The organism is Paenibacillus sp. sgz302164 (assembly GCF_056120505.1).
This window is the reverse complement of record NZ_JBVYOL010000007.1, coordinates 66,746-87,907: the sequence shown is the minus strand read 5'-3', so window position 1 is coordinate 87,907 and position 21,162 is coordinate 66,746. Positions and strand designations below refer to the sequence as shown.

The 21,162-nt window shown below is 55.0% G+C and carries 23 protein-coding genes; 20 read left to right on the top strand and 3 right to left on the bottom strand.

All coding sequences use genetic code 11. The features are described from left to right. Positions 1–9: 9 nt before the first annotated feature. Genes AC0LWT_RS13485 through AC0LWT_RS13475 form a run of 3 tightly spaced genes read left to right on the top strand, consistent with a single transcriptional unit; the run spans position 10 to position 2,043 of the window. Entirely contained in the window at positions 10–654 is a 645-nt protein-coding gene (locus AC0LWT_RS13485; protein WP_474681776.1) for a peptidylprolyl isomerase, read from the top strand. A gap of 29 nt (positions 655–683) precedes the next feature. After that, complete coding sequence (locus AC0LWT_RS13480; protein ID WP_474681775.1) at positions 684–1,343, top strand: alpha/beta hydrolase; 660 nt, start codon at positions 684–686, stop codon at positions 1,341–1,343. Positions 1,344–1,356: 13 nt separating this feature from the next. After that, positions 1,357–2,043 (top strand): YdcF family protein, encoded by a 687-nt coding sequence (locus AC0LWT_RS13475; protein ID WP_474681774.1) that lies wholly within the window; start codon positions 1,357–1,359, stop codon positions 2,041–2,043. Between the two features lie 77 nt (positions 2,044–2,120). Here AC0LWT_RS13475 and AC0LWT_RS13470 read toward each other — a convergent pair whose 3' ends face one another. Continuing rightward, positions 2,121–2,990: an SDR family oxidoreductase gene (locus tag AC0LWT_RS13470; protein ID WP_474681773.1), complete on the bottom strand. Its 870-nt coding sequence runs from the start codon at positions 2,988–2,990 to the stop codon at positions 2,121–2,123. 36 nt (positions 2,991–3,026) lie between these two features. Further along, entirely contained in the window at positions 3,027–3,827 is an 801-nt protein-coding gene (locus tag AC0LWT_RS13465) for a GNAT family N-acetyltransferase (protein WP_474681772.1), read from the bottom strand. A gap of 163 nt (positions 3,828–3,990) precedes the next feature. On the opposite strand from AC0LWT_RS13465, the gene AC0LWT_RS13460 reads away from it, so the two are divergent. Genes AC0LWT_RS13460 through AC0LWT_RS13445 form a run of 4 tightly spaced genes read left to right on the top strand, consistent with a single transcriptional unit; the run spans position 3,991 to position 6,478 of the window. Continuing rightward, positions 3,991–4,488, top strand: coding sequence for a GNAT family N-acetyltransferase (locus AC0LWT_RS13460; RefSeq protein WP_474681771.1), 498 nt, complete (start codon positions 3,991–3,993; stop codon positions 4,486–4,488). Positions 4,489–4,492: 4 nt separating this feature from the next. Further along, positions 4,493–5,494 carry a lipoate--protein ligase gene (gene lplA, locus AC0LWT_RS13455; protein ID WP_474681770.1) on the top strand — a complete coding sequence of 334 codons (1,002 nt, stop codon included), beginning with the start codon at positions 4,493–4,495 and terminating at the stop codon, positions 5,492–5,494. Positions 5,495–5,516: 22 nt separating this feature from the next. After that, positions 5,517–6,149, top strand: coding sequence for a histidine phosphatase family protein (locus AC0LWT_RS13450; protein WP_474681769.1), 633 nt, complete (start codon positions 5,517–5,519; stop codon positions 6,147–6,149). Positions 6,150–6,169: 20 nt separating this feature from the next. Then, positions 6,170–6,478 (top strand): antibiotic biosynthesis monooxygenase family protein, encoded by a 309-nt coding sequence (locus AC0LWT_RS13445; RefSeq protein WP_474681768.1) that lies wholly within the window; start codon positions 6,170–6,172, stop codon positions 6,476–6,478. A gap of 364 nt (positions 6,479–6,842) precedes the next feature. On the opposite strand, the gene AC0LWT_RS13440 is transcribed toward AC0LWT_RS13445, so the two are convergent. Next, the gene (locus tag AC0LWT_RS13440; protein WP_474681767.1) at positions 6,843–7,466 is read right to left on the bottom strand and encodes a hypothetical protein; all 624 of its coding nucleotides are present in this window, start codon (positions 7,464–7,466) and stop codon (positions 6,843–6,845) included. A 331-nt stretch (positions 7,467–7,797) separates the two neighbouring features. Between AC0LWT_RS13440 and AC0LWT_RS13435 the strand changes: the two genes are divergently transcribed. From AC0LWT_RS13435 to AC0LWT_RS13375, 13 genes are all read left to right on the top strand, one after another. Then, the gene (locus AC0LWT_RS13435) at positions 7,798–8,754 is read left to right on the top strand and encodes an AAA family ATPase (protein ID WP_474681766.1); all 957 of its coding nucleotides are present in this window, start codon (positions 7,798–7,800) and stop codon (positions 8,752–8,754) included. A gap of 188 nt (positions 8,755–8,942) precedes the next feature. Continuing rightward, positions 8,943–10,070 (top strand): transglutaminase domain-containing protein, encoded by a 1,128-nt coding sequence (locus AC0LWT_RS13430; RefSeq protein ID WP_474681765.1) that lies wholly within the window; start codon positions 8,943–8,945, stop codon positions 10,068–10,070. 146 nt (positions 10,071–10,216) lie between these two features. Next, positions 10,217–10,639, top strand: coding sequence for a hypothetical protein (locus tag AC0LWT_RS13425; RefSeq protein ID WP_474681764.1), 423 nt, complete (start codon positions 10,217–10,219; stop codon positions 10,637–10,639). Positions 10,640–11,048: 409 nt separating this feature from the next. Continuing rightward, positions 11,049–11,384, top strand: coding sequence for a hypothetical protein (locus AC0LWT_RS13420; RefSeq protein WP_474681763.1), 336 nt, complete (start codon positions 11,049–11,051; stop codon positions 11,382–11,384). A gap of 23 nt (positions 11,385–11,407) precedes the next feature. After that, the gene (locus tag AC0LWT_RS13415) at positions 11,408–13,477 is read left to right on the top strand and encodes a bifunctional aldolase/short-chain dehydrogenase (RefSeq protein WP_474681762.1); all 2,070 of its coding nucleotides are present in this window, start codon (positions 11,408–11,410) and stop codon (positions 13,475–13,477) included. Between the two features lie 14 nt (positions 13,478–13,491). Then, complete coding sequence (locus tag AC0LWT_RS13410; protein WP_474681761.1) at positions 13,492–13,863, top strand: sensory rhodopsin transducer; 372 nt, start codon at positions 13,492–13,494, stop codon at positions 13,861–13,863. 30 nt (positions 13,864–13,893) lie between these two features. Next, the gene (gene rhaI / locus AC0LWT_RS13405; RefSeq protein ID WP_474681760.1) at positions 13,894–15,114 is read left to right on the top strand and encodes an L-rhamnose isomerase; all 1,221 of its coding nucleotides are present in this window, start codon (positions 13,894–13,896) and stop codon (positions 15,112–15,114) included. Beyond that, positions 15,111–16,583, top strand: a complete 1,473-nt coding sequence (locus tag AC0LWT_RS13400) for a rhamnulokinase (protein WP_474681759.1) — start codon at positions 15,111–15,113, stop codon at positions 16,581–16,583. Before rhaI ends, AC0LWT_RS13400 begins: the two co-directional genes overlap by 4 nt. A 21-nt stretch (positions 16,584–16,604) precedes the next feature. Beyond that, the gene (locus tag AC0LWT_RS13395) at positions 16,605–17,372 is read left to right on the top strand and encodes a DeoR/GlpR family DNA-binding transcription regulator (RefSeq protein WP_474681758.1); all 768 of its coding nucleotides are present in this window, start codon (positions 16,605–16,607) and stop codon (positions 17,370–17,372) included. Between the two features lie 99 nt (positions 17,373–17,471). Next, on the top strand, positions 17,472–18,200 hold the full coding sequence (locus tag AC0LWT_RS13390; RefSeq protein ID WP_474681757.1) for a (Fe-S)-binding protein: 729 nt from the start codon (positions 17,472–17,474) through the stop codon (positions 18,198–18,200). After that, positions 18,197–19,714, top strand: coding sequence for a LutB/LldF family L-lactate oxidation iron-sulfur protein (locus tag AC0LWT_RS13385; protein WP_474681756.1), 1,518 nt, complete (start codon positions 18,197–18,199; stop codon positions 19,712–19,714). Before AC0LWT_RS13390 ends, AC0LWT_RS13385 begins: the two co-directional genes overlap by 4 nt. Next, on the top strand, positions 19,707–20,432 hold the full coding sequence (locus AC0LWT_RS13380; protein WP_474681755.1) for a LutC/YkgG family protein: 726 nt from the start codon (positions 19,707–19,709) through the stop codon (positions 20,430–20,432). Before AC0LWT_RS13385 ends, AC0LWT_RS13380 begins: the two co-directional genes overlap by 8 nt. Positions 20,433–20,444: 12 nt before the next feature. Beyond that, positions 20,445–21,158, top strand: coding sequence for a FadR/GntR family transcriptional regulator (locus tag AC0LWT_RS13375; protein WP_474681754.1), 714 nt, complete (start codon positions 20,445–20,447; stop codon positions 21,156–21,158). Positions 21,159–21,162 lie beyond the last annotated feature (4 nt).

Below are 21,162 nucleotides of genomic sequence, written 5' to 3'. Positions count from 1 at the left end.
CAATGGAGGATGTCCCGAATGAACTTTCCACGGAAAAAGATGTTTGCATTAGCATTAATTGCGGCGGCGGTTGCGCTGTCCGCTTGTGGGAACAAGCCCGCGGCTCCCGCGGAAGGAACAGCCAAGCAATGGAGCAAGGCGCCGGACATGACGATCGATACGAACAAAACGTATCAAGCGGAGGTTACGACTTCCAAGGGCAAATTTACGATTGAGCTGTTCGCCAAGGACGCTCCGAAAACAGTGAACAACTTTGTGTTTCTGTCCAAAGAAGGCTTTTACAACAATTTGACGTTCCACCGGATCATCCAATCGTTCATGATTCAGACTGGGGACCCAAAAGGCACGGGCGCAGGCGGTCCGGGATACAAGTTCGAGGATGAGCTGTCGAAGGCCCATCAATACGAGCCGGGCATCGTCGCCATGGCTAATGCCGGGAAGAATACGAACGGCAGCCAGTTTTTCATCTGCACCGGCGACGACTCCAAGTCGCTCAACAGCCAGCCGAACTATACGATTTTCGGCAAAGTGACGAGCGGTATGGACGTCGTGCAGCAAATCGCCGCGACGCCGGTAGGAACCAGCCCCACGGGTGAAGCAAGCAAGCCGAAGGAGAAAGTTACGATCGACTCCATCGCGATTACCGAGAAGTAAGCGAGCGAAACAAGGAGGCGGATTCGGCAATGACGCGCCCATGTCTTTTGTTTCACGGCTTCACGGGCGGCCCGTTCGAGGTAGAGCCTTTGGCAAGGCATCTGGAATACCGCGGACAGCCGTGCGTTGTGCCGAGGCTTCCCTGGAACGGGGAAGACCTGAACGGGCTCCGATCCTCCCATTGGGAGGATTGGGTCGGTTCGGCCGAACGGCACGCGAAGCGTATGGCGGAGCAGTACGGCACTTTCGATTTGGTCGGCTTTTCGATGGGCGGGCTGCTTGCCGCTTATTTGGCGGTCCGCTATCCGGTCCGCAGGCTCGTGCTGCTGAATACGGCGGTCATATACGTCAGTCCGGCACGGCTGCTGCAGGTGATGCGCGAGGATTGGCGTCACCAGGATCAGGACTATTTGCACAAAGCGCGATCGACGCCGCTGCGCGCCACCTGGCAATTTACCCGGCTTGTGCGGCATTTGAAGCCGGAGTTCGCGCGGGTTACGGTTCCGACTTTGATTGCGCAAGCGCAGCGGGATCAGGTCATTCATCCGTTAAGCGCCAAATATATTTACGGCAAAGTAAGCGGAGACAGGGAGCTCTATTGGTATCCGAGGTCGAAGCATTTGATTTGCCACAGTGAAGACGCCGCAGATTTGTTTGACCATGTGCAGGCTTTTCTGGAGAAAGAGTAAAGGGAGTTATACGATGAACATGCAGCAAAGCCGGAACAAGCAGCAGTCCGTACATAAATTTTCACGCCGCCGCTCCGGTAAAACGGCCGGATTCGCGCGCAAGGCTCGAACAGGTTTACGCCTGGTGCTGCTGCTTTTTCTGCTCTTTTGCGTCTGGGTCGTTTATATTCAATGGAAGGTGCAGTTCGGGCCGCAGCAGGCTTTGCCGGATAAAGTGGACGTAGGGATCGTGCTGGGCGCCGCGCTGCGCAAAGATTTGCCGAGCCCGGGCCTAACGGAGCGTCTCGACCACGCTTATGCGCTTTACAAGGAAGGGAAATTCGCGAAGCTCATCGTGACGGGCGGACTCGACCATAACGGCTCCAAATTGACCGAAGCGGAAGGCATGCGTAATTACCTCGTTCAAAAAGGCATCCCGGACCGCGCTATTCTGCTGGAGCCGCGCGCGACCAGTACGTACGAGAATTTGCTCTACAGCAAGCAAATTATGGACGGGCAGGGGCTCGTTACTTCCGTGGTCATCACGCATAACTATCACGGATCGCGCGCCCTCGACATTGCCACAACGGTCGGACTGCGCAATCCGCTCGTCTCGACGACGGATTCGGAAGTGCTGTTCCTTCCGTACCACGAAGGGCGGGAAACGTTCGCCTACATGAAATGGGAATGGACCAAGCTGCTGCTGAAAGCGGGCTTGTAAACCCGGCGACAAAAAGGGCTGGACCTCATGTGGATTGTTCCGCTCGGGGTCCGGCCCTTTTTCGGTGCGAATCAAGCTCAGCCGTTCACGATCGTGCCGCCGTTGACGTGAAGCATTTGTCCCGACATGTAGGACGAATCATCGCAAGCGAGGAACACATAGCTCGGCGCCAGTTCATTCGGCTGTCCGGCGCGCTTCATCGGCGTGTCCGCGCCGAATTTGGCGACTTCCGCGGCGGTGAACGTGGACGGGATAAGCGGCGTCCAGACGGGTCCCGGCGCTACGCCGTTGACGCGGATGCCGCGGCCGCTGAGCTGCAGCGCAAGGGAGCGGGTGAAGCTGACGACCGCTCCTTTGGTCGCAGAGTAGTCGACAAGCTGTTCATTCCCTTGGTAGGCCGTAATGGAGGCCGTGTTGACGATGGCGCTGCCCGCTTGGAGGTGGGGCAGCGCCGCCTGGGTCATATAAAAGTAAGAGAAAATGTTCGTCCGGAACGTCCGCTCCAACTGGCCGGAAGTGATGTCCGCGAACACTTTTTGCGGGTGCTGCTCGCCGGCGTTGTTCACCAGGACGTCCAGCTTCCCGAATTGGCCGACGGCTTGCTTCACGATCTGCTTGCAAAAGTTCTCGTCGCCCACGTCCCCGGCGATGTGCAAACATTTCCGGCCGAGCTCTTCGATCCGGCGGTGCGTTTCTTCCGCGTCGCCGTGCTCGTTCAAATAGGCGAGAACGACGTCCGCGCCTTCCTTGGCGTAAGCGACGGCGACGGCCCGGCCGATGCCGCTGTCCCCGCCGGTAATGATCGCTACCTTATCCTTCAGCTTGCCGGCGGCTTTGTACTGCGCATCCTCGAAAACCGGGCGCGGGTTCATCTCCGATTCGATGCCCGGCTGCTTGTTCTGGTGCTGCGCCGGAAATGCAGGTTTCGTCTCTGTTGCTGTTGCCATGTGCCTTACTCCCTTTCATCCTGTCGGTATTCCCTGTTAGGATGATGCAGCCGGCTCCAATTCATACTTGACTCTGTAATGATAACCGAATAAAGGCTTATACCCGAGCTTTTCATACAAGCGGTTTGCCTGTTCGTTGTCCGCGATGACTTGCAAAAACTGGTTGTCCGCGCCCTGCTCAACGCTCCATGCCGTCATCGCATGCATGAGGAGCAAGCCAAAGCCTTGACCTCTGCAATCCTCGCGGACGACGACATTCATGAACCCCGCCCAACCGTTCCGGGCGATGGCGGTCCCGAGCGCGACCGTCTCGCCTTCGCGCTTAAGGGCGAGAAATCCTTTGCAGCCGGGCATTCTTTCGAACAGGCCGTCGTAGAACGATTTTCGCTCCGCTGGGAACTGTTCAAGCCGGATGAAATCGCGGGTCCACTGTTCATCGGCCTGCCCGGACCAGACGATTTCCGCCGCTATTGGCTTTGTGCTGTTCAGCGCGTGCTGCGCTTTGGCGGCGGCTTCCCGACTGTCCGCCGTCATCAAGAGGCAGGGCACTTCCTTTTCGTACCCGTTCGTGCCAAGAAGCTCGTCGAGGCCGTCCGGCGAGGCATCGCTGACATGAAACAAGGCGGGAAGATTCCGCTCCCTGTAAAATTGCTCGATTCGCGCCAGCCATCGGCCGTCTTGGGGAAACTCTCCCGCAGCAAGCACGCTGTTCGCCCGTTTCGTAACGCCGCGCGACGCCCGTACGAGCCACTCGCCCATTGTTTCCGCTTCTTCGCCCGGCCAGGTGTGGGCGGCAATCCGTTCGAGCGCGAGGAACGGTTCACAGCTTTTTCTCATCTCCCATGCTCCTTTATTCGATAAAATGATTGCGATTTTTATGATTATACATTTTTATGAATATTAATACAATCGCTTTGTGAAGCTTCGACAATATTCGCGGTCCGCTGGAAAAGATATGCTCTTTACGGTAAGCTAGAATACATAGGGAGGGGGATTTCAGTTGACCGTTACAATCCACACAGCGGCGGCGGAAGATTACGAGGCCGTTAACGCCATCATCCGTTTCGGACAAGAAGAGCATGCGGAAGCGCTGCCCGGGCTGTTTGCCAGGTTGGACCGCGTCGTCGCCATGGGCTGGTACCGAAGCTTCTCCGATCAGGAAAATAAAGCTATTTTTGTCGCCGAAAAGCAGGGAACCGTCGTCGGGGTCGTCATGGCCGAAATGAAAAAAAGCCCTCCGTATAACGCCCTCGTTCCGCGCATTTACGGACATATCAACGAACTGGCGGTAGCTCCCGGCCATCAGAGGCAAGGAATCGGTACCAAGCTTTACGAAGCGGCGCTGGAATGGGCCCGGGAAAAAGGGGCGTCCAGCATGGAACTGAACGTGTGGGAGTTTAATCAGCGCGCCGTGCAGTTTTATCATTCGCTGGGGATGTCCACCTTGAACCGGACGATGTCGGCCCCCGTCGAACCAATACACGAGCAAGGAGAGTAAAGTCATGCTGTTTATCGATAATGAAGGCATTCACGATCCCCGAATCAACCTGGCCATTGAAGAATATGTGCTGCGGCATTTGCCCGACGACGAAACTTATCTGCTTTTTTATATCAACGAGCCCTCGATCATCATCGGCAAAAATCAGAATACGATAGAAGAAATCAATCCCGAATATGTGAGAGAGCATCAGCTTCATGTCGTGCGGCGTCTGTCCGGCGGCGGGGCGGTTTACCACGATTTGGGCAATTTGAATTTCAGCTTTATTACGAAGGACGACGGCCAGTCTTTTCATAATTTTCAAAAGTTTACGGAGCCGGTCGTGCAGGCACTGCGCGGGCTGGGCGTAGAAGCGGCTTTGACCGGACGCAACGACATTCAGGTCGGCGAGCGGAAAATTTCCGGCAACGCCCAGTTCTCGACGAGAGGGCGCATGTTCAGCCACGGCACGCTGCTGTTCGATTCGGAGATCGACAATGTCGTGTCGGCACTGAAAGTAAACCCGGATAAAATCCAGTCCAAGGGCATTAAGTCGATTCGCAGCCGGGTCGCCAATATTGCCGAGTTTTTGAAGCAGCCGATGACGGTCGAAGATTTTCGCAAGCGGCTGCTGGAATCGATTTTCGGGGTGAACGAAGCGGATGTGCCGCGCTACAAACTGACGGCGGACGATTGGGAGCGGATCAACCTGCTTTCGCAGGAGCGCTATCAGAATTGGGACTGGAATTACGGGAAATCGCCGAAAAGCACGATCCAAAACTCCAGGCGGTTTGAACAGGTCGGCACCGTGGATGTGCGGCTGGACATTGAAGAAGGAACGATCCGGGGGCTGAAAATTTACGGGGATTTCTTCGGCGTGCAGGATGTCGGCGAGCTCGAAGAGCGGCTGAAGGGCGTGCGCTACGAGGAAACTTCCATACGCGAAAGGTTGGCGGGCACCGAGCTTCGCCGGTATTTTGGTCCGCTGGAACCGGACAATTTCGTATCCTTGCTGCTGTTGACGTAAATGTAGAGGAGGCATGGACCGGATGACGACGAGATTATACTTGATCAGGCACGGGGAAACGGAGTGGAATCTGCAAGGCAGGTTGCAGGGACATGCGGATTCGCCGTTATCGCAGCAGGGCAGGCAGCAAGCGCAGTGGTTGGCGGAATCGCTGCGGGATGTCCGGTTCGATGTGATGCTGTCCAGCAGCAGCGGGCGGACGATGGAGACGGCGCGGATCGTGCGCGGCCTGCGGGAACAGCCCATTCAGGCGGCGGATGTATGGAGAGAGATGCACCTTGGCGCATGGGAAGGCAGGCTGGCGGAAGAAATCAAGCTGGAGCAGCCGGAGAGCTTCGGTGCATTCTGGAGCAGGCCGCATGAGTACAAGCCTGATTCGGGGGAGTCTTACGAAGCGTTGCAGGAGAGAGTATTGCCGGCGCTGGAGCGGCTGCTTGAGGAGCATGCCGGAAAAACGGTCGGCCTGTTTTCGCATACCGTAACGCTTAAAATCATCATGGCCTATTTTGAACAAAGGCCGCTGGCTGAGCTTTGGAATCCTCCTTATTTTTATCCGACCTGCTTGAGTCTTGTGGAATGGAAGGAAGGCCGGCCGCATATCGTCCTGCACGGAGATACGTCACATTTTCAAGATGAGGAAGCCGACGGCTTCTGACAGGAGGGGAGAGTGCGGATATGATTCTCGAAGCCGCCATGCTGCCTGTTATTCCAGGCAAAACCAAACAATTCGAAGCCGCGTTTGAAAAGGCCTCGTCCATCATTTCATCGATGAAAGGCTACATTTCGCACGAGCTGCACGCTTGCGTCGAGGACCCGAACAAATACTTGCTGCTGGTCCGCTGGGAGACGCTGGAAGACCACACGTCCGGCTTCCGCGGATCTGAACAATACCAGGAATGGCGGAAGCTGCTGCACCATTTTTATGATCCTTTTCCGGTGGTGGAGCATTTTACCCCGAGTCAAATGTACACATCAAAAGAGTGAAGCTCGCTCCCGGCGGCTTTTGCGCAGACTGCTGACGTACCGCCGGAGCCGCACGGTCGCCGGGAAGGCGCATGGAAATTTGCGAAAGTGAGACTGTCGAACAGCTCGAACGCCAGGGGTCAGCACATCTACTTGGCCCTGCGGGCGAGAGAGCCTGCAAAAGTCAGGCTGAACTGAAACCCGCGCGCCAGAGCCAAGCCCGCACAATCTGCTTGGTTGCGTGAAAAAAAACTGCAAAAATACAGTTTTTGCCCGATTGAGGCGCTGGCTGCGAAAGATTCCTGCAATTGTACAGGCTTTTCGGCGCGAACATGGGCTTAGATTCATTTTCATCAAAAATTCCTGCACAACCGCAGGTTTTTTCTCAAAATGAACCCGATTCAGGGAAAAAGCCTGCGCTTTCGCAGGCTTTTCCGCTTACCAGTAGCTTCATGAAAAAGATCGCCTTGCACCTGGCCGAACTGGCAAGATGCGGGCGATCTTTGATTTTAGGGTCATACCGGAGAAACGTAAGCTTATTTGCCTTTGCCGTATACTTCTTGAGCGCCGACTGCAGGCTGTTGAGCGGTCGGATAAGTAGTTGGATAAGTGGTTGGATAATTGGCTGTCTCAGGTTGTGCCGCAACTCCTCCAACTTCAGGAGCTCCTGGGTAAACGCCTTGCGCTCCCCCGTAATAAGCGCCATGATGGACGTGATGGGCGTGGTGAGCATGATGCGGATGCGCGTGCATATGCATGTGCGGATGATAAGCATGCATATGCATGTGTGGATGATAAGCATGCATATGCATATGCGGATGATGAACATGATGAGCGTGATGCGCGTGGGCGTGAATGAAGTGAGGGTGATGATGGGCAAAAGGAACGAAAGCATGATGATGTGCATGGTGATGCATGGGATGATAGTAATATGGGTAATACGCAGGGTAATGGTGTGGATGATGATAATATGCATGGTAATGATGCGGATAGTGATGGTGATGCCCATGATGATGTTGTTGGTAAGTCATTAAAAAATCTCCTCCTAAAACATTTGATACATCAGCCTATGTACTATCCAAACAAATGGATGCTTGCCCAGTTAAATTTTGGGCTAAAAATATCGGAGCCGCGTTTTGTAAAGATGTTTTCATAAAATAACCGTACGTCTAATATGATGAAGGAGGAGAAATGACCCCTCTCTTCTTTGTTTGCAAGTGCAAACTATATTATTTGCTAATAATCTTTTACACTCGGGGATTTATATCAAGCGGCAGGCATGTAACTTTCTTCTGGGCTCCCGCGTATATTGAAAACACCTAGAAAACGAGGTGATACACATGAGTGGTCGAGTCATTACAAAAGATCAGCGAAACCATACAATCCCGTCGCGCCAAATCAATATCGTGCTGCGAAACAGCGAACCTCAGCCGATAGCGGATGCAGAACCTCATACGATGCCCAAAAGGAGCCCTCAGGAAGGTCCCTTATCCGACATTTTTAAAGAATTGAATCAAATGGTCGGGCTTCAAAACGTGAAAGAGCTCGTTCACGAAATTTATGCGCTGCTGCAAATCTCGCAATTCCGCGCCGAAGCGGGACTCCTCAGCAATGCGCACGTATATCACATGATATTCAAAGGCAGTCCCGGAACGGGGAAAACGACGGTAGCGCGGCTGATGGGCAGAATGTTTCATGCCATGGGGGTGCTGAGCAAGGGGCATTTTACCGAGGTGGAACGGGCCGATCTGGTCGGCGAGTACATCGGGCACACGGCGCTGAAAACCCGCGAATTGATGAAGAAAGCAATGGGCGGCGTGCTGTTTATCGACGAAGCTTACAGTCTGGCAAGGGGCGGGGACAAAGATTTCGGCAAGGAAGCAATCGATTGTCTAGTAAAAGGGATGGAGGATAAGAAGAACGATTTTATTCTTATTCTGGCCGGTTATTCCGACGAGATGGAGCAGTTTCTCGCGACCAATCCGGGTCTGCCTTCGAGGTTCCCCATTCAGGTCGATTTTGAGGATTACAGCGTCGATCAGCTGATACAGATCATTGAATCGATGGCAAAAGACAGGGAGTATGTGCTGCTTCCGCAAACGATTCTCAAGCTAAAGCAGCAGCTTATCGAGGAAAAAACGATGACCTGGAAAGCGTTCAGCAATGCCAGATATGTGAGGAACGTGCTGGAGAAGGCCATGCGCCATCAGGCGGTCCGTCTCCTGGGCCAGTACGTAAGCACGCCTTCCAAACAGGAGCTGATGTCGATCAGGCCGGAAGATTTGAAAATAAAATGAAATCTATGAACCTCCGCTGCCGCCATGTGCGGTGCCGGAGGTTTATTGTTTGACCGTTCATATTTGCCGCAGCGCCCGCATTAATTTTGTCGAAATCAGTCGATGGATATGGTATAGTATTCCTGTAAATCTATTAATCTACCGATTTTGGAAACGATCAAAACTTGATTCCCGAAAGGGCGGATTCGATGAAATTACTGGCGAAAAGACTTTTGGCAACCGGCGCGGCATTCGCGGTATTTGCCGGCACTGCGGCCGGGGGCACGGCGGGCGTCGCCGCCGCGGCGACCAGCACCGACGCAGCGGCGGAAAGCGAGCTGCAATCGCAAATTCTCAGCGCATTAACGAACCGTATGCCTTCATTGGACGTGGCGTATGCCGGTAAGGCGTCCGCGTTGAAGGCGGAGGTGACGCGCGCCCTGAACGCTGCGCTGAATGCCGACGATTACGTGCATTATACGGTAAAAACATACGGATTCACAGCCAAGACGACGTCTTCGGGTTTGACGGCCGTCACGTTTCAATTTACATACTGGGAAACTCTGGAGCAAACCGCGCAAGTAAAGACCAAAATCGCCGAGGTACTGCCAACCATACTGACCGCGGACATGAACGCCCATGAGAAGGAAAAGGCGATTCACGACTGGATCGTAAGCAATCTTGCTTATGATACGACGTTAAAATCGCATTCGGCCTACGACGGCCTTTTTCAGGGAACGACGGTGTGCCAGGGATACGCGCTCATCGCCTACGAAATGCTCCGACAAGCGGGCATTCCCGTAAAAATCGAAGAGGGCAGGGCGCGCGGAATCGCTCACGCCTGGAATCTCGTGCAGTTGGACGGCACATGGTATCAACTGGACACGACCTGGGACGACCCTGTTCCCGATGTCCCGGGCAAAGTGAGTTACGATTACTACAATCTGACCGATGCGCAGCTTAGAGTGGATCATTCATGGAACAAATCGTACCCTGCGGCCAAGACGTCCTATGACCAGACTTTGGCGGGGCTGACGAAATCCGATCCGGGCAAAGCGTCTTTTTACAACAATATGTACGACTCACTCGGCCTGTCTTATTTATCCGAAGCGAACACCGCGGCGAATTTGAAGGAGTTGACGGCGAAATTGCAAGCCGCAGCCAATAACCGCGAGCAGGAGATCACGATTCGTTATCTTCACGGCGGCAGCGCAGCGGCGGACTTGAAAAAAGCGCGTGCTTCCGTGACCGGAATCGCCGGCTTAAGCTACACCTCGGCTGCATATACGCGAACGACGGCAAACGACAGACTGCTGCAAATCAAATTGACTTATTAGTCGAAGGAGATAATCCTGTGATCGACCGACCGCCGTCATTTAGCGCAATACCGCGCGCTGGGAGCTGCGGCGGTACGAGCGGCCGCTGGTAGGCTGGAAAAGAACGGTTCAAGCGCAATATGCGTCTTGGGGCGTTCTTCTTTTTTTTGGTTCGGATAAAAACAAACGAAAACAAAAATAAACAAGCTTTGCATTTCGAGCTGCCGGAGCAAGTCGCGACATTTTGTCAGGGCAGCAGGAGGGCGGCCCAGGCGCAGTTATTCGTGAAACCGCTTGGCAAAAGCCGCAAGCTGATCAATCTGCTCAATTTGCTCAAACGTGCCAAACGTGCTCAACTGCTCGAACCCGCTCAATCTGCTCACTCAACCGTGCTCAACGTGCTCAACCTATTCAACCTATTCAACCTATTCAACCTACTCAAACTGCCCAAACCGCCCAAACTGCCCAAACTGCCCAAACTGCCCAAACTGCCCAAACCGCCCAAACCGCCCAAACTGCTTAACACGCTCAACTATGCCCCAACTTGCTTAAACCCGTTCAAACCTGCAAAAACACTCATGACGCCGTGAACGTCACCCTCACACAATGAAAATAATCTGTCCTATTGCTTCAGGTTCAAGTTTTTACAATATAACAGTTGGATAAAGCGCAGGCTGACCAGAAACCCACACGTTAGATCCGGTCGCACAATCTACCTGGCTGCGCGAAAAAGCCTGCAAAAGTGCAGTTTTTGCTCGATGGATACGCTCGCTGCGTCAAATTCCTGCAAATGTGCAGGCTTTTCGCCGCGAACATGGGCTCTGGTGCATTTTCAGCGAAAATTCCTGCACAATCGCAGGCTTTTCGCCAAAATGAGCTACTTTCACAGAAAAAGCCTGCACTTTTGCAGGCTTTCTCCCAGCCAAGCCGCCGTGTCCACCCCCATTTCAGCGCAACGACCCAGAAGGGAAAGCGAGGCCTACTTCAGCGCCGGAACCCATGCAAGAGAAGCGTGACCCACTTCAGCGCCGCAACCCGTACTGGACTGAATTAGGTTGGGTAAGAGCGGCTGCGCCCCCGCCGATCCCTTCAGCCAGTCACTTTTTCAACATTCTGGCTTTCCCAGGTTTTCTGCACGCTTTTTCGCACTGCGCGCAGCTCCCGGCGCGCGGTTTGGCGTCGAATGACGGTTGGCTAACCACGCGCGGCGATAGGGTGTCTGGCTGCATGCGGGCGGGTTTTTCGGCAGCTTTGCAATTCTTTATTTTTTTATATACAACCAAACAAAGAGATGGTAAGATGAAAACAAGTAAAAACAAACAAATACAAAAATGAACGTAAAGTCGGAGGTAGTTTACATGGTACAAAGTTTGTGGGATAACACGAAAGCTTCTGCGCTTCAAGGAGGTCTTGACGAGCTCGTCTACCGCTCCAACATCATCGGATCGGACCGCCGGGTATGCAACTGGGGCGGAGGCAATACGTCCAGCAAAACGGTTGTCAAAGATTTCCGCGGCCGTGATGTCGAAGTCATGTACGTGAAAGGCAGCGGCTCCGATTTGGCTACGATGAAAGCGGGCAACTTTACCGGCTTGCGCATGGACGACATTCGTCCGCTGTTCGAGAAGTCCGAAATGTCCGACGAAGAAATGGTCGGCTACTTGACTCATTGCATGATCGATTCCAAACATCCCCGCGCTTCGATCGAAACGCTGCTTCACGCATTTTTGCCATTCAAACATGTTGACCATACACATCCGGATTCCATCATCAGCCTGTGCTGTGCCGACAACGGCAAAGAAATCGCCCGCGAAATTTTCGGCGACCGCTTCGTGTGGGTACCGTACGTGCGCCCTGGCTTTACGCTGTCCAAAATGATCGCCGAAGGCGTGCTCGCCAACCCGAAAGCGGAGCTTGTGCTGATGGAGAAGCACGGTCTCGTCACGTGGGGCGAAACGTCCGAAGCCACCTATGCACAGACGATCAAAATCATCACCGAAGCGGAATCCTATATCGAATCCCGTATTAATGAAGCGAAGCTGTTCGGCGGAGCGAAATACGAAGCGCTGCCTGAGGAAGTGCGCCGCAGCATCGCGGCCGAAGTGATGCCTGCGATTCGCGGAGCGGTCAGCGACGCCAAGAAAATGATTTTGACATTCGACGATGAGGCCGATGTGCTGCAGTTTGTCGGCGGCCAAGATTCACCGTCGCTTTCCCAGGTCGGCGCCGCTTGCCCGGACCATCTGGTTCATACGAAAGTCGTTCCGCTCTTCATCAACTGGGAGCCGAACGCCGATGATATCGAAGGACTGAAAACGAAGCTCAAAGAAGGCATCGCCGCTTACAAAGAGCAGTACAAAGCCTACTTCGACCGCAACAAAAACGAAGGAGACGTCATGTTCGAAGCGGCTCCACGCGTTATTTTGATCCCGGGAATCGGCATGATCAATACCGGTAAAAGCTGGGCGATGTCCAAAGTGAGCGGCGCTCTGTATCACCGCGCTATCGCCGTAATGCGAGGCGCAACGGCGCTCGGCCAATTCGTATCGCTCAGCGAGAACGAGTCTTACTATGTCGAATACTGGCCGCTTGAGCTGTATAAACTGACGCTTGCGCCTGCAGAGGCCGAATTTTCCCGCAAAGTTGCGTTCATTACTGGCGGCGCTGGCGGCATCGGCAGCGAAACGGCCCGCCGTCTCGTATCCGAAGGCGCTCACGTCGTGCTAGCTGACCTGAACCTGGAAGGCGCGCAAAAAGTTGCCGGCGAGATCAACGACAAATTCGGCGAAAACCGCGCCATCGCCGTAAAAATGGACGTGACGAGCGAAGAGATGGTCGCCGCCGCTTACGCCGAGACTGCGCTTGCCTACGGCGGCGTCGACATCATCGTCAACAATGCCGGACTTGCGACTTCCAGTCCTTTCGACCAAACATCGCTGAAGGAATGGAACCTTAACATTAACGTCCTGGGCACAGGCTATTTCCTGGTCGCCCGCGAAGCGTTCAAGCAGATGAAAGTGCAGGGCATCGGCGGCAACATGGTATTCATCGGCTCCAAAAACTCGGTGTACGCAGGCAAAAACGCCACCGCCTACAGCGCGGCCAAAGCGCTTGAAGCGCACCTGGCGCGCTGCATCGCGGCCGAGGGCGGCGAGTTCGGCATCCGTGTCAACACGATTTTGCCGGATGCAATTCTGCAAGGCTCCGCCATTTGGAACGGCAGCTGGAGAAACGAGCGCGCAGCCGCTTACGGCATCGAGCCCGACCAGCTGGAAGAGTACTACCGCAAGCGCACGACGCTGCTCGTGAACATTTTCCCCAAAGACATCGCGGAAGGCATTGCGTTCTTTGCATCCTCCAAGTCAGACAAAACGACAGGCTGCATGTTGACGATTGACGGCGGTGTGCCGGCTGCATTTACTCGATAAACGGGAGTGAGCGTATGTACAAAGCTAGAGGCGAAAAGTACTGGTTTATTCCGGACGGCTACATTCCGGAGAAAAGCTCGGGAGAGCTTACGAGCCATGAGTCGGTTTGCGTGCTGAACTGCTCGTCGGACGAGGCGCTTCTCCGGTTTACGGTTTATTTTGAAGACCGGGAGCCGATGGAGGACATTCTGGTCGTCGTTCCTGCCAGACGCACGAAACATATTCGCACGAGCACGCTGAATAAAGAGGGGGCGCCGATTCCGGTCGGCGTTCCTTACGCTATAGAAGTTCAAAGCGATATTCCGATCATTGTCCAATACAGCCGTCTGGACTCGACGCAGGCCGAGAATACGCTGATGTCGACCATGGCGTTTCCGGTCAAGTAAACGAACAACATTTTGAGAGGGTGCATATACATGTCAGATCGCGCTTATGCGTTATTCGAAGAGCAGCAGCAAGCAAGAGGAATCAATCTGGACCAAGTAAAAGCTACGTTGAAAGCGCTCAAAATCGAAACGCCGTCCTGGGGCTACGGGGATTCCGGAACTCGTTTTAAAGTGTTTCAAAAAACAGGCGTACCGCGCAATCCGTTCGAAAAATTCGACGACGCCGCGCAGGTGCACGGCTTGACAGGCTTGTGTCCTTCGGTCGCTATCCATATTCCGTGGGACAAAGTCGACGATTACGGCAAGCTGCGCAATCATGCCGAAAGCCTCGGGCTGAAGATCGGCGCCGTCAATCCGAATTTGTTCCAGGACGAGGACTACATGCTGGGCAGCGTGACGAACGCGGACGCCGCGATTCGCCGCAAAGCGACGGACCACCTGCTGGAGTGCGTCGACATTGCCAAAGAGACGGGCTCGCGCGATTTAAGCTTGTGGTTCGCCGACGGTACGAATTACCCGGGACAAGGGGATATCCGCAAGCGCAAAGCGTGGATGCTCGAGGCGCTGAGCGCCATGTATAGCGCCTTGACGCCGGAAATGCGCATGCTGATCGAGTACAAATGTTTTGAGCCGGCTTTTTATCATACGGATCTGGCGGATTGGGGAATGGCCTACAACTATGCGCTGAAATTGGGGCCGCAAGCGGAAGTGCTCGTAGATACCGGCCATCATTTCCAGGGCGCGAACATTGAGCATATCGTCGCATACCTCATCGACGAAAAGCGTCTAGGGGGCTTCCATTTCAACAGCCGGAAATATGCGGACGACGATCTGATCGTCGGTACCACGAATCCATACGAGCTGTTCCTGATTTTTTATCAAATTCTGAATGCGGCGGGCGATGCCGATGCGGGAATTCGCAGCAACGTCGCCAACATCGCTTACATGATCGACCAGTCGCACAACATTGAGGCGAAAATTCCGGCGATGCTGCGCTCCGTGCTCAACGTGCAAACGCAGTACGCCAAAGCGCTGCTGATCGATCATGCAGAGGTGGAAGCTGCGCAAATAAGCGGCGATGTGCTCGGCGCCGAAAATGCCGTGCGCAAAGCGTTCGAGTTCGACGTAATGCCGCTGCTTCACGCTATTCGCGAAGAGCAGGACTTGCCGGTCGATCCGATGAAAGCTTATTTGGAAAGCGGCTACGGCAAACAAATTTTGGTGAGAGGCAAGGGCGGTGCGAGCTGGTGAGCATCCTCGCGTATGATCTGGGGGCGAGCAGCGGCCGGGCGCTGCTCGGCCGCTTGACCGACCGGACCATCGAGGTCGAGGAGCTTCACCGTTTTTCCAACGATCCGGTACAGGTCGGCAAACGTCTGCAGTGGGATATTTTGCGGTTGTATCATGAAATCAAGCAGGGGCTGCTGAAAGCGAAGCACCGCGGCGTATCGCCGGACAGTCTCGCCATCGACTCATGGGCGGTCGATTTCGGCTTCGTCGGCAGCAACGGCGAATTGCTGGGCAACCCGTACCATTACAGGGATTTGCATACGGAAGGAACGATGGAGAAGGTGCTCGAAACGATTCCACGGGAATTTATTTTCGAGCGTACGGGCATTCAATTTCTTCCATTTAATACGATTTATCAACTGGCAGCCCTGAAAGTCGCCGATTCCCCGTTTTTAAAAGAAGCCAGGCGGTTCCTGATGATTCCGGACCTGCTGCGGTATTATTTGACGGGCGAAATGACGAACGAATTTTCCAACGCGACGACGACGCAGCTGTACAACCCCGTCTTGGGGCAATGGGACCGCGAGCTGCTCGCTGCGATCGGAATTCCGGGCGAACTGTTCGGCCAAGTCGTACATCCCGGGGCGCATGCAGGCCGTTTGCTGTCCTCGGTCAGCTCGGAGCTTGGCGTGCCCGAAGTGCCGGTCATCGCGGTTGCGGAGCACGATACCGGCTCGGCGGTAGCGGCCGTGCCCGCCCTGGAGCGCTCGTTCGCTTACTTGAGCTGCGGAACGTGGTCGCTCATGGGCACGGAGGTCGATCGTCCGGTTATCAACGAGCTGTCTATGAAGCTGAACTTTACGAACGAAGGCGGGGTCGGACATACGTTCCGCCTGCTCAAGAACATAATGGGGCTCTGGATTTTGCAGGAGCTGAAGCGGGAATGGGACCGTTCCGGCGTAGAATACACGTTCCCTCAGCTCGTGAAGCTGGCGGAGGAAGCGCCCGCATTCGGTTCCTGGATCGACCCGGACGACGCATCGTTCCTGCATGCCGGAGACATGAGTCCGCGCATCCGGCAGTACTGCCTGCAAACCGGGCAGAAGCCGCCTGAGCAGCCCGGAGAGGTTGTTCGTTGTATTTTGGAAAGTCTGGCGTTAAAATACCGTTATGTGTTGAAAATGACGGAGCAGGTTTCCGGTCAGCAATTCGGCGGGCTGCATATGGTCGGCGGAGGCATTCAGAACAAGCTTCTGTGCCGGTGGTCCGCGAATGCCATCGGCAAACCGGTATGGGCCGGCCCCGCTGAGGGCAGCGCTATCGGCAATCTGGTCGTGCAATGGTTGGCCCAGGGCGTGTTTGCGGACATTTGGGAAGCCCGCAAAGTTATCGCGGAGTCATTCCCGGTCGCCGTCTACGAGCCCGAAGACCGGGGAGCATGGGAGGAGGCCTACGGCCGGTTCCTTCATGCAACAGGACTTAAGGAATAACGATTAGAGAGAGGTTATCGGATGTTGGTCGCGGAGCGCTATGAAAAAATTGTACAGCTGGTCAATGAAAGAGGGAGCATCCGTGTGTCCGAATTAAGCGAATTGTGCCAGGTGACGGAAGAGACGATTCGCCGCGATTTGGACCGTCTGGAGCTTGCCGGCCGCCTGCGGCGGTCGCACGGCGGGGCGGTCAGCGTGAAGGAAGGGAAGGAGCAGCAGTCGGAGACGCCGTTTTTCGAGCGGGAAGTCACCTTTGCCGAAGAGAAGAAAAGAATTGCGCAGAAAGCTGTTCTGTCCATTCAGCCGCATGACCGGATCATTCTCGATGCCAGCTCGACTGCATGGTACATGGCGTCTTTCCTTCCCGACATTCCGCTTACCGTTCTTACCAATTCCATCAAAGTGGCGACGGAACTGGCCGGAAAAGAAAAGATCGAAGTGATTTCGTCCGGCGGACAGCTTGCCAAGCGGTCGCTATCGTATGTCGGCCCGCTGGCCGAGCGTTCTCTGGACGCGTATCACGTCGACAAACTGTTTTTGTCCTGCAAAGGTGTCCATTTGGAGCGCGGCATCAGCGAATCGAACGAGATGCAGGCGCGTGTGAAGCAAAAGATGATCGAGATCGCCGAGCGGGTCATTTTGCTGGCCGATGCAAGCAAATTCGGCGTGCGGGCTTTTACGCACGTGGCCGAATTCCAGGATGTCGACTCGCTGATTACGGACGGACGCATTTCGGACGAAACGATAGGCCAACTAAAAGATCGAGGCATGCAGTATCATATCGTATAATTACAGCAGCGGAGCCTGATTCGAATATTCAGGTTCTGCTGTTTGTCCAACATGTCTGATAACCTGATAACATACTTTACTTCGTAAAAGAGGTGTCCCATGAAAGTCTCTTTGTTTATTACTTGTTTGAGCGATGCCCTGTTTCCGCGGGTCGGGCAATCGATGGTCCGGCTTTTGGCCAAATACGGCGTAGAGCTTGAATTTCCTGCTGTACAGACGTGCTGCGGCCAGCCTGCCTACAACAGCGGCTACTGGGACGATGCGCGGGCGTCTGCGAAAACGCTTTTGGAAGCGTTTGAAGACAGCGATTTTGTCATCTCTCCCTCCGGTTCGTGCACGTACATGATTCATCATTACCCGGATTTGTTCAAAGACGATCCCGTTCTTCGGCAAAAAGCCGAGAAACTGCAAGCAAAAACGTACGAGTTTACGCAATTCCTCGTGCAGGTGCTCGGCGTATCGGATGTCGGCGCGGTGTTTCCGCACAAGGTGACGTATCATCCGTCCTGTCACGGAAGCAGGCTGCTCGGCGTCAAGGATGAGCCGATGGAACTTTTGCAAAACGTCAAGAACCTGGAGTTCGTGCCGCTGCCTTTTGCCGAGGACTGCTGCGGGTTCGGGGGTACTTTTGCGGTGAAAATGGCGGACATTTCCGGAGCGATGGTTACGGAGAAAGTCGATCATGTCAAGGAAACGGAAGCCGAAGTGCTGGTCGGCCTCGACATGGCCTGCCTGATGAACATTGCCGGCAATTTGCGCTACCGGGGCGAGAAGGTCAAAGTGATGCATTTGGCCGAACTGCTGTATGAAGGGGTGAACCAGGCATGAGCGCGAAGCATATGGCGGCATCCACGGTCAAGGAGCGGGCTGAGCTGGCTTTAAACGACGAGTTTTTGCGCAAGGCGGTGCGCTTTACGACCGAGCGTTTGCGCGGAGGGAAGAAGAAAGCTTCCGAAGAGCACGGAAACTGGGACGAATGGCGCGAGCGCGGACGGCAAATCCGGCTGCATACGATCGCCCATCTGGACTATTATTTGAATCTGTTTGTCGATAACGCGCGCGCGAACGGCGTTCATGTCCATTTTGCCGATACCGGCGCAGAAGCGGTGAAAATCGCGCTGGCCATTGCGGAGCGGAAGGCGGCGAAGTCCGTCGTCAAGTCCAAATCGATGGTCAGCGAGGAGCTGCACCTGAATCATGCGCTGGAATCGATCGGCGTGGAAGCCGTCGAGACGGACCTTGGCGAGTACATTATCCAATTGGCTGGCGAAACGCCGTCGCACATCATTATCCCGGCGATTCACAAAAACCGCTACCAGATCGCCGATTTGCTGTCCAAGGAAGCCGGCGAAACGCTGCCCCCGGATACGTCGGTGCTCGCCGGCTTCGTCCGCAAAAAGCTGCGCGAAAAATTTCTCGAAGCCGACATCGGCATGACCGGCTGCAACTTCGCCATCGCCGAAACCGGTTCGATGGTGCTGTTTGAGAACGAAGGGAACGCGCGGATGGTGACGACCGTTCCCCAAACGCAAATTACGCTCATGGGCATGGAGCGCATTATCCCTTCCTGGTCGGACCTGGAGGTCATGGCTACGCTGCTGCCGCGTTCGGCGACAGGCCAGAAGCTGACGGTGTACATGTCCGGCATTACCGGCCCGCGCCGGGAGGCGGATGCCGACGGTCCCGACGAGATGCATATCATCATCGTCGACAACGGCCGTTCGCTCCAGCTCGGAGATCCGGAATTCCAGGAGCTGCTCAACTGCATCCGCTGCGGAGCTTGCCTGAACGCCTGCCCGGTTTACCGGCATATCGGCGGCCATTCTTACGGCGGAACGTACAGCGGCCCGATCGGCGCGGTGCTGACGCCGGCGCTGAACAAAAATGTCGCCGAATGGGACGACATCGCGAATGCGTCCAGCCTGTGCGGCGCGTGCTACGAGGCATGTCCGGTGAAAATCCCGCTGCACGACATGCTTGTCGCTTTGCGCCGCCGCAAAGTGGAAAGGGGCTACGGCAACAAGCTGGAATCGTTCGGGATGAAAGGTTTTTCGACTTTGACCGGCAGCTCCAAAACGTTTGCGGGAGTGCTCAAGCTCGGCAAAATCGGCCAAAAGCTCGTTGCCCGCGACGGAGTGATCCGGCTGAAGCTGGGACCTTTGAAAGGCTGGAACAGCTACCGCGTCACCCCGAGTCTGCCCAAGGAGTCGTTCCGCGACCAATGGGGAACTTTTGCCGAAGAAATTCACCGCGAGTTGAAGGAAATGGATCCTTCGATCAAGAAGCGTATGGAAGATATTGTGAAGAAGCGCGAACAAGGAGGAGGGCATCATCATGGCTGATACGCATCAGGAATGGCTTAAGCAGATGGAGGCGGAATCGCGCTCCCGGCAGCAGGTTTTTATGAACGGGATCGCGAGCAAGCTGAAGCGGCCGCGGGTGACGGAGAAGCCCGCCCGTCCTTTCCAGGGAGCCCCGGACTTCTGGCACGATTTCGAATGGTCACCGGAAGAGCGGATCGACCGCTTTACGGACAATTTCCGCAGTGCGGGCGGACATGTGGCGCGTCTGAGCGATTGGGAGGAAGTCAAGCGATTCATCGTACAAAAAGCGGACGAAATGAGCGCCAGGTACGTCATTCGCCAAAACCAGCCGGAGCTGGACAGCCTCGGTCTGGAAGAGGCTTTGCAGGACGCCGCTGTTTCGGTCTGGAACAGCGATCCCGAGCAGTATTGGAAAGCACGCGCGGCCGAGGCCGATTTCGGCGTCGTCATCGCGGACTATGCCGCGGCCTACACCGGCTCGATCACCGTCCTGTCCTCGCAGGACAAGGGGCGGTCGGTCAGCCTGCTGCCGACGGTGCTGTTCGCGGTCATTCCGGCGGATCGGCTGCGCACAAGGCTCGGAGAAGTGCTTGTGAACTTCGACCGCGCCGGAAGAGAGCAGCTGCCTGCGGGCATTCATTTTATTTCGGGACCGAGCCGGTCGGCGGACATCGAGAACGACCTGACCATCGGCGTCCACGGTCCGGGCATCGTTTACGCGCTGATCGTAGGGTAGAAAGGCCATACTATGGAAGTAACCAAACTGACAAAACGCAACCATTATGAAGTGATCACCGATCAGCTGCACAATTTGATCGTTCAGGGCCGGCTCAAAGTGGGGGATAAACTGCCTTCCACCAAGGAGCTGTCGGAACGTTTCGGCGTAGGGCGGTCGACGACCAGGGAGGCGCTGAGCGCTTTGAAGGCGATGGGATTGATTGAAATCCGCCAGGGCGGAGGCTGCACCGTCATCAGCAGTACGGCCGGAGAAATCCCGATGCCCAAGCTGGAATCGCTGCGCATGAACCGGACGACGCTGCTTGAACTCATTGAAGCGCGCCAGGCGCTTGAAGTTTCGAATGCGGCGATCGCGGCGGAGAAGCGGACGGATGAGGATCTTGCAGAACTGTACGGTTTGGTGAAGGAGATGGAAGGGGCGATCGGCGACGAGCTGGAGGGAGAGCGGACGGACTTGCTGTTCCATCTCGCTCTCGTCAAGGCCACGCACAATTCAACGATGGTCCGGTTGTTCGATTCCATTATGAGCCCGATGGAAATGGCGATCAGAGAGACTCGCCGTGTCGAGATGTACGCGAATTCTTCTGTGGGACAGCGATTGTTTCAAGAGCATTTGGCCATTTATGAGGCCGTGAAAGCCGGAGACAAAAATAAGGCCGCACATACGATGAGACAGCATTTGGAGCATGTCGAGAGTATTTTGGTCAAATATTTGCAAAACTGATTCC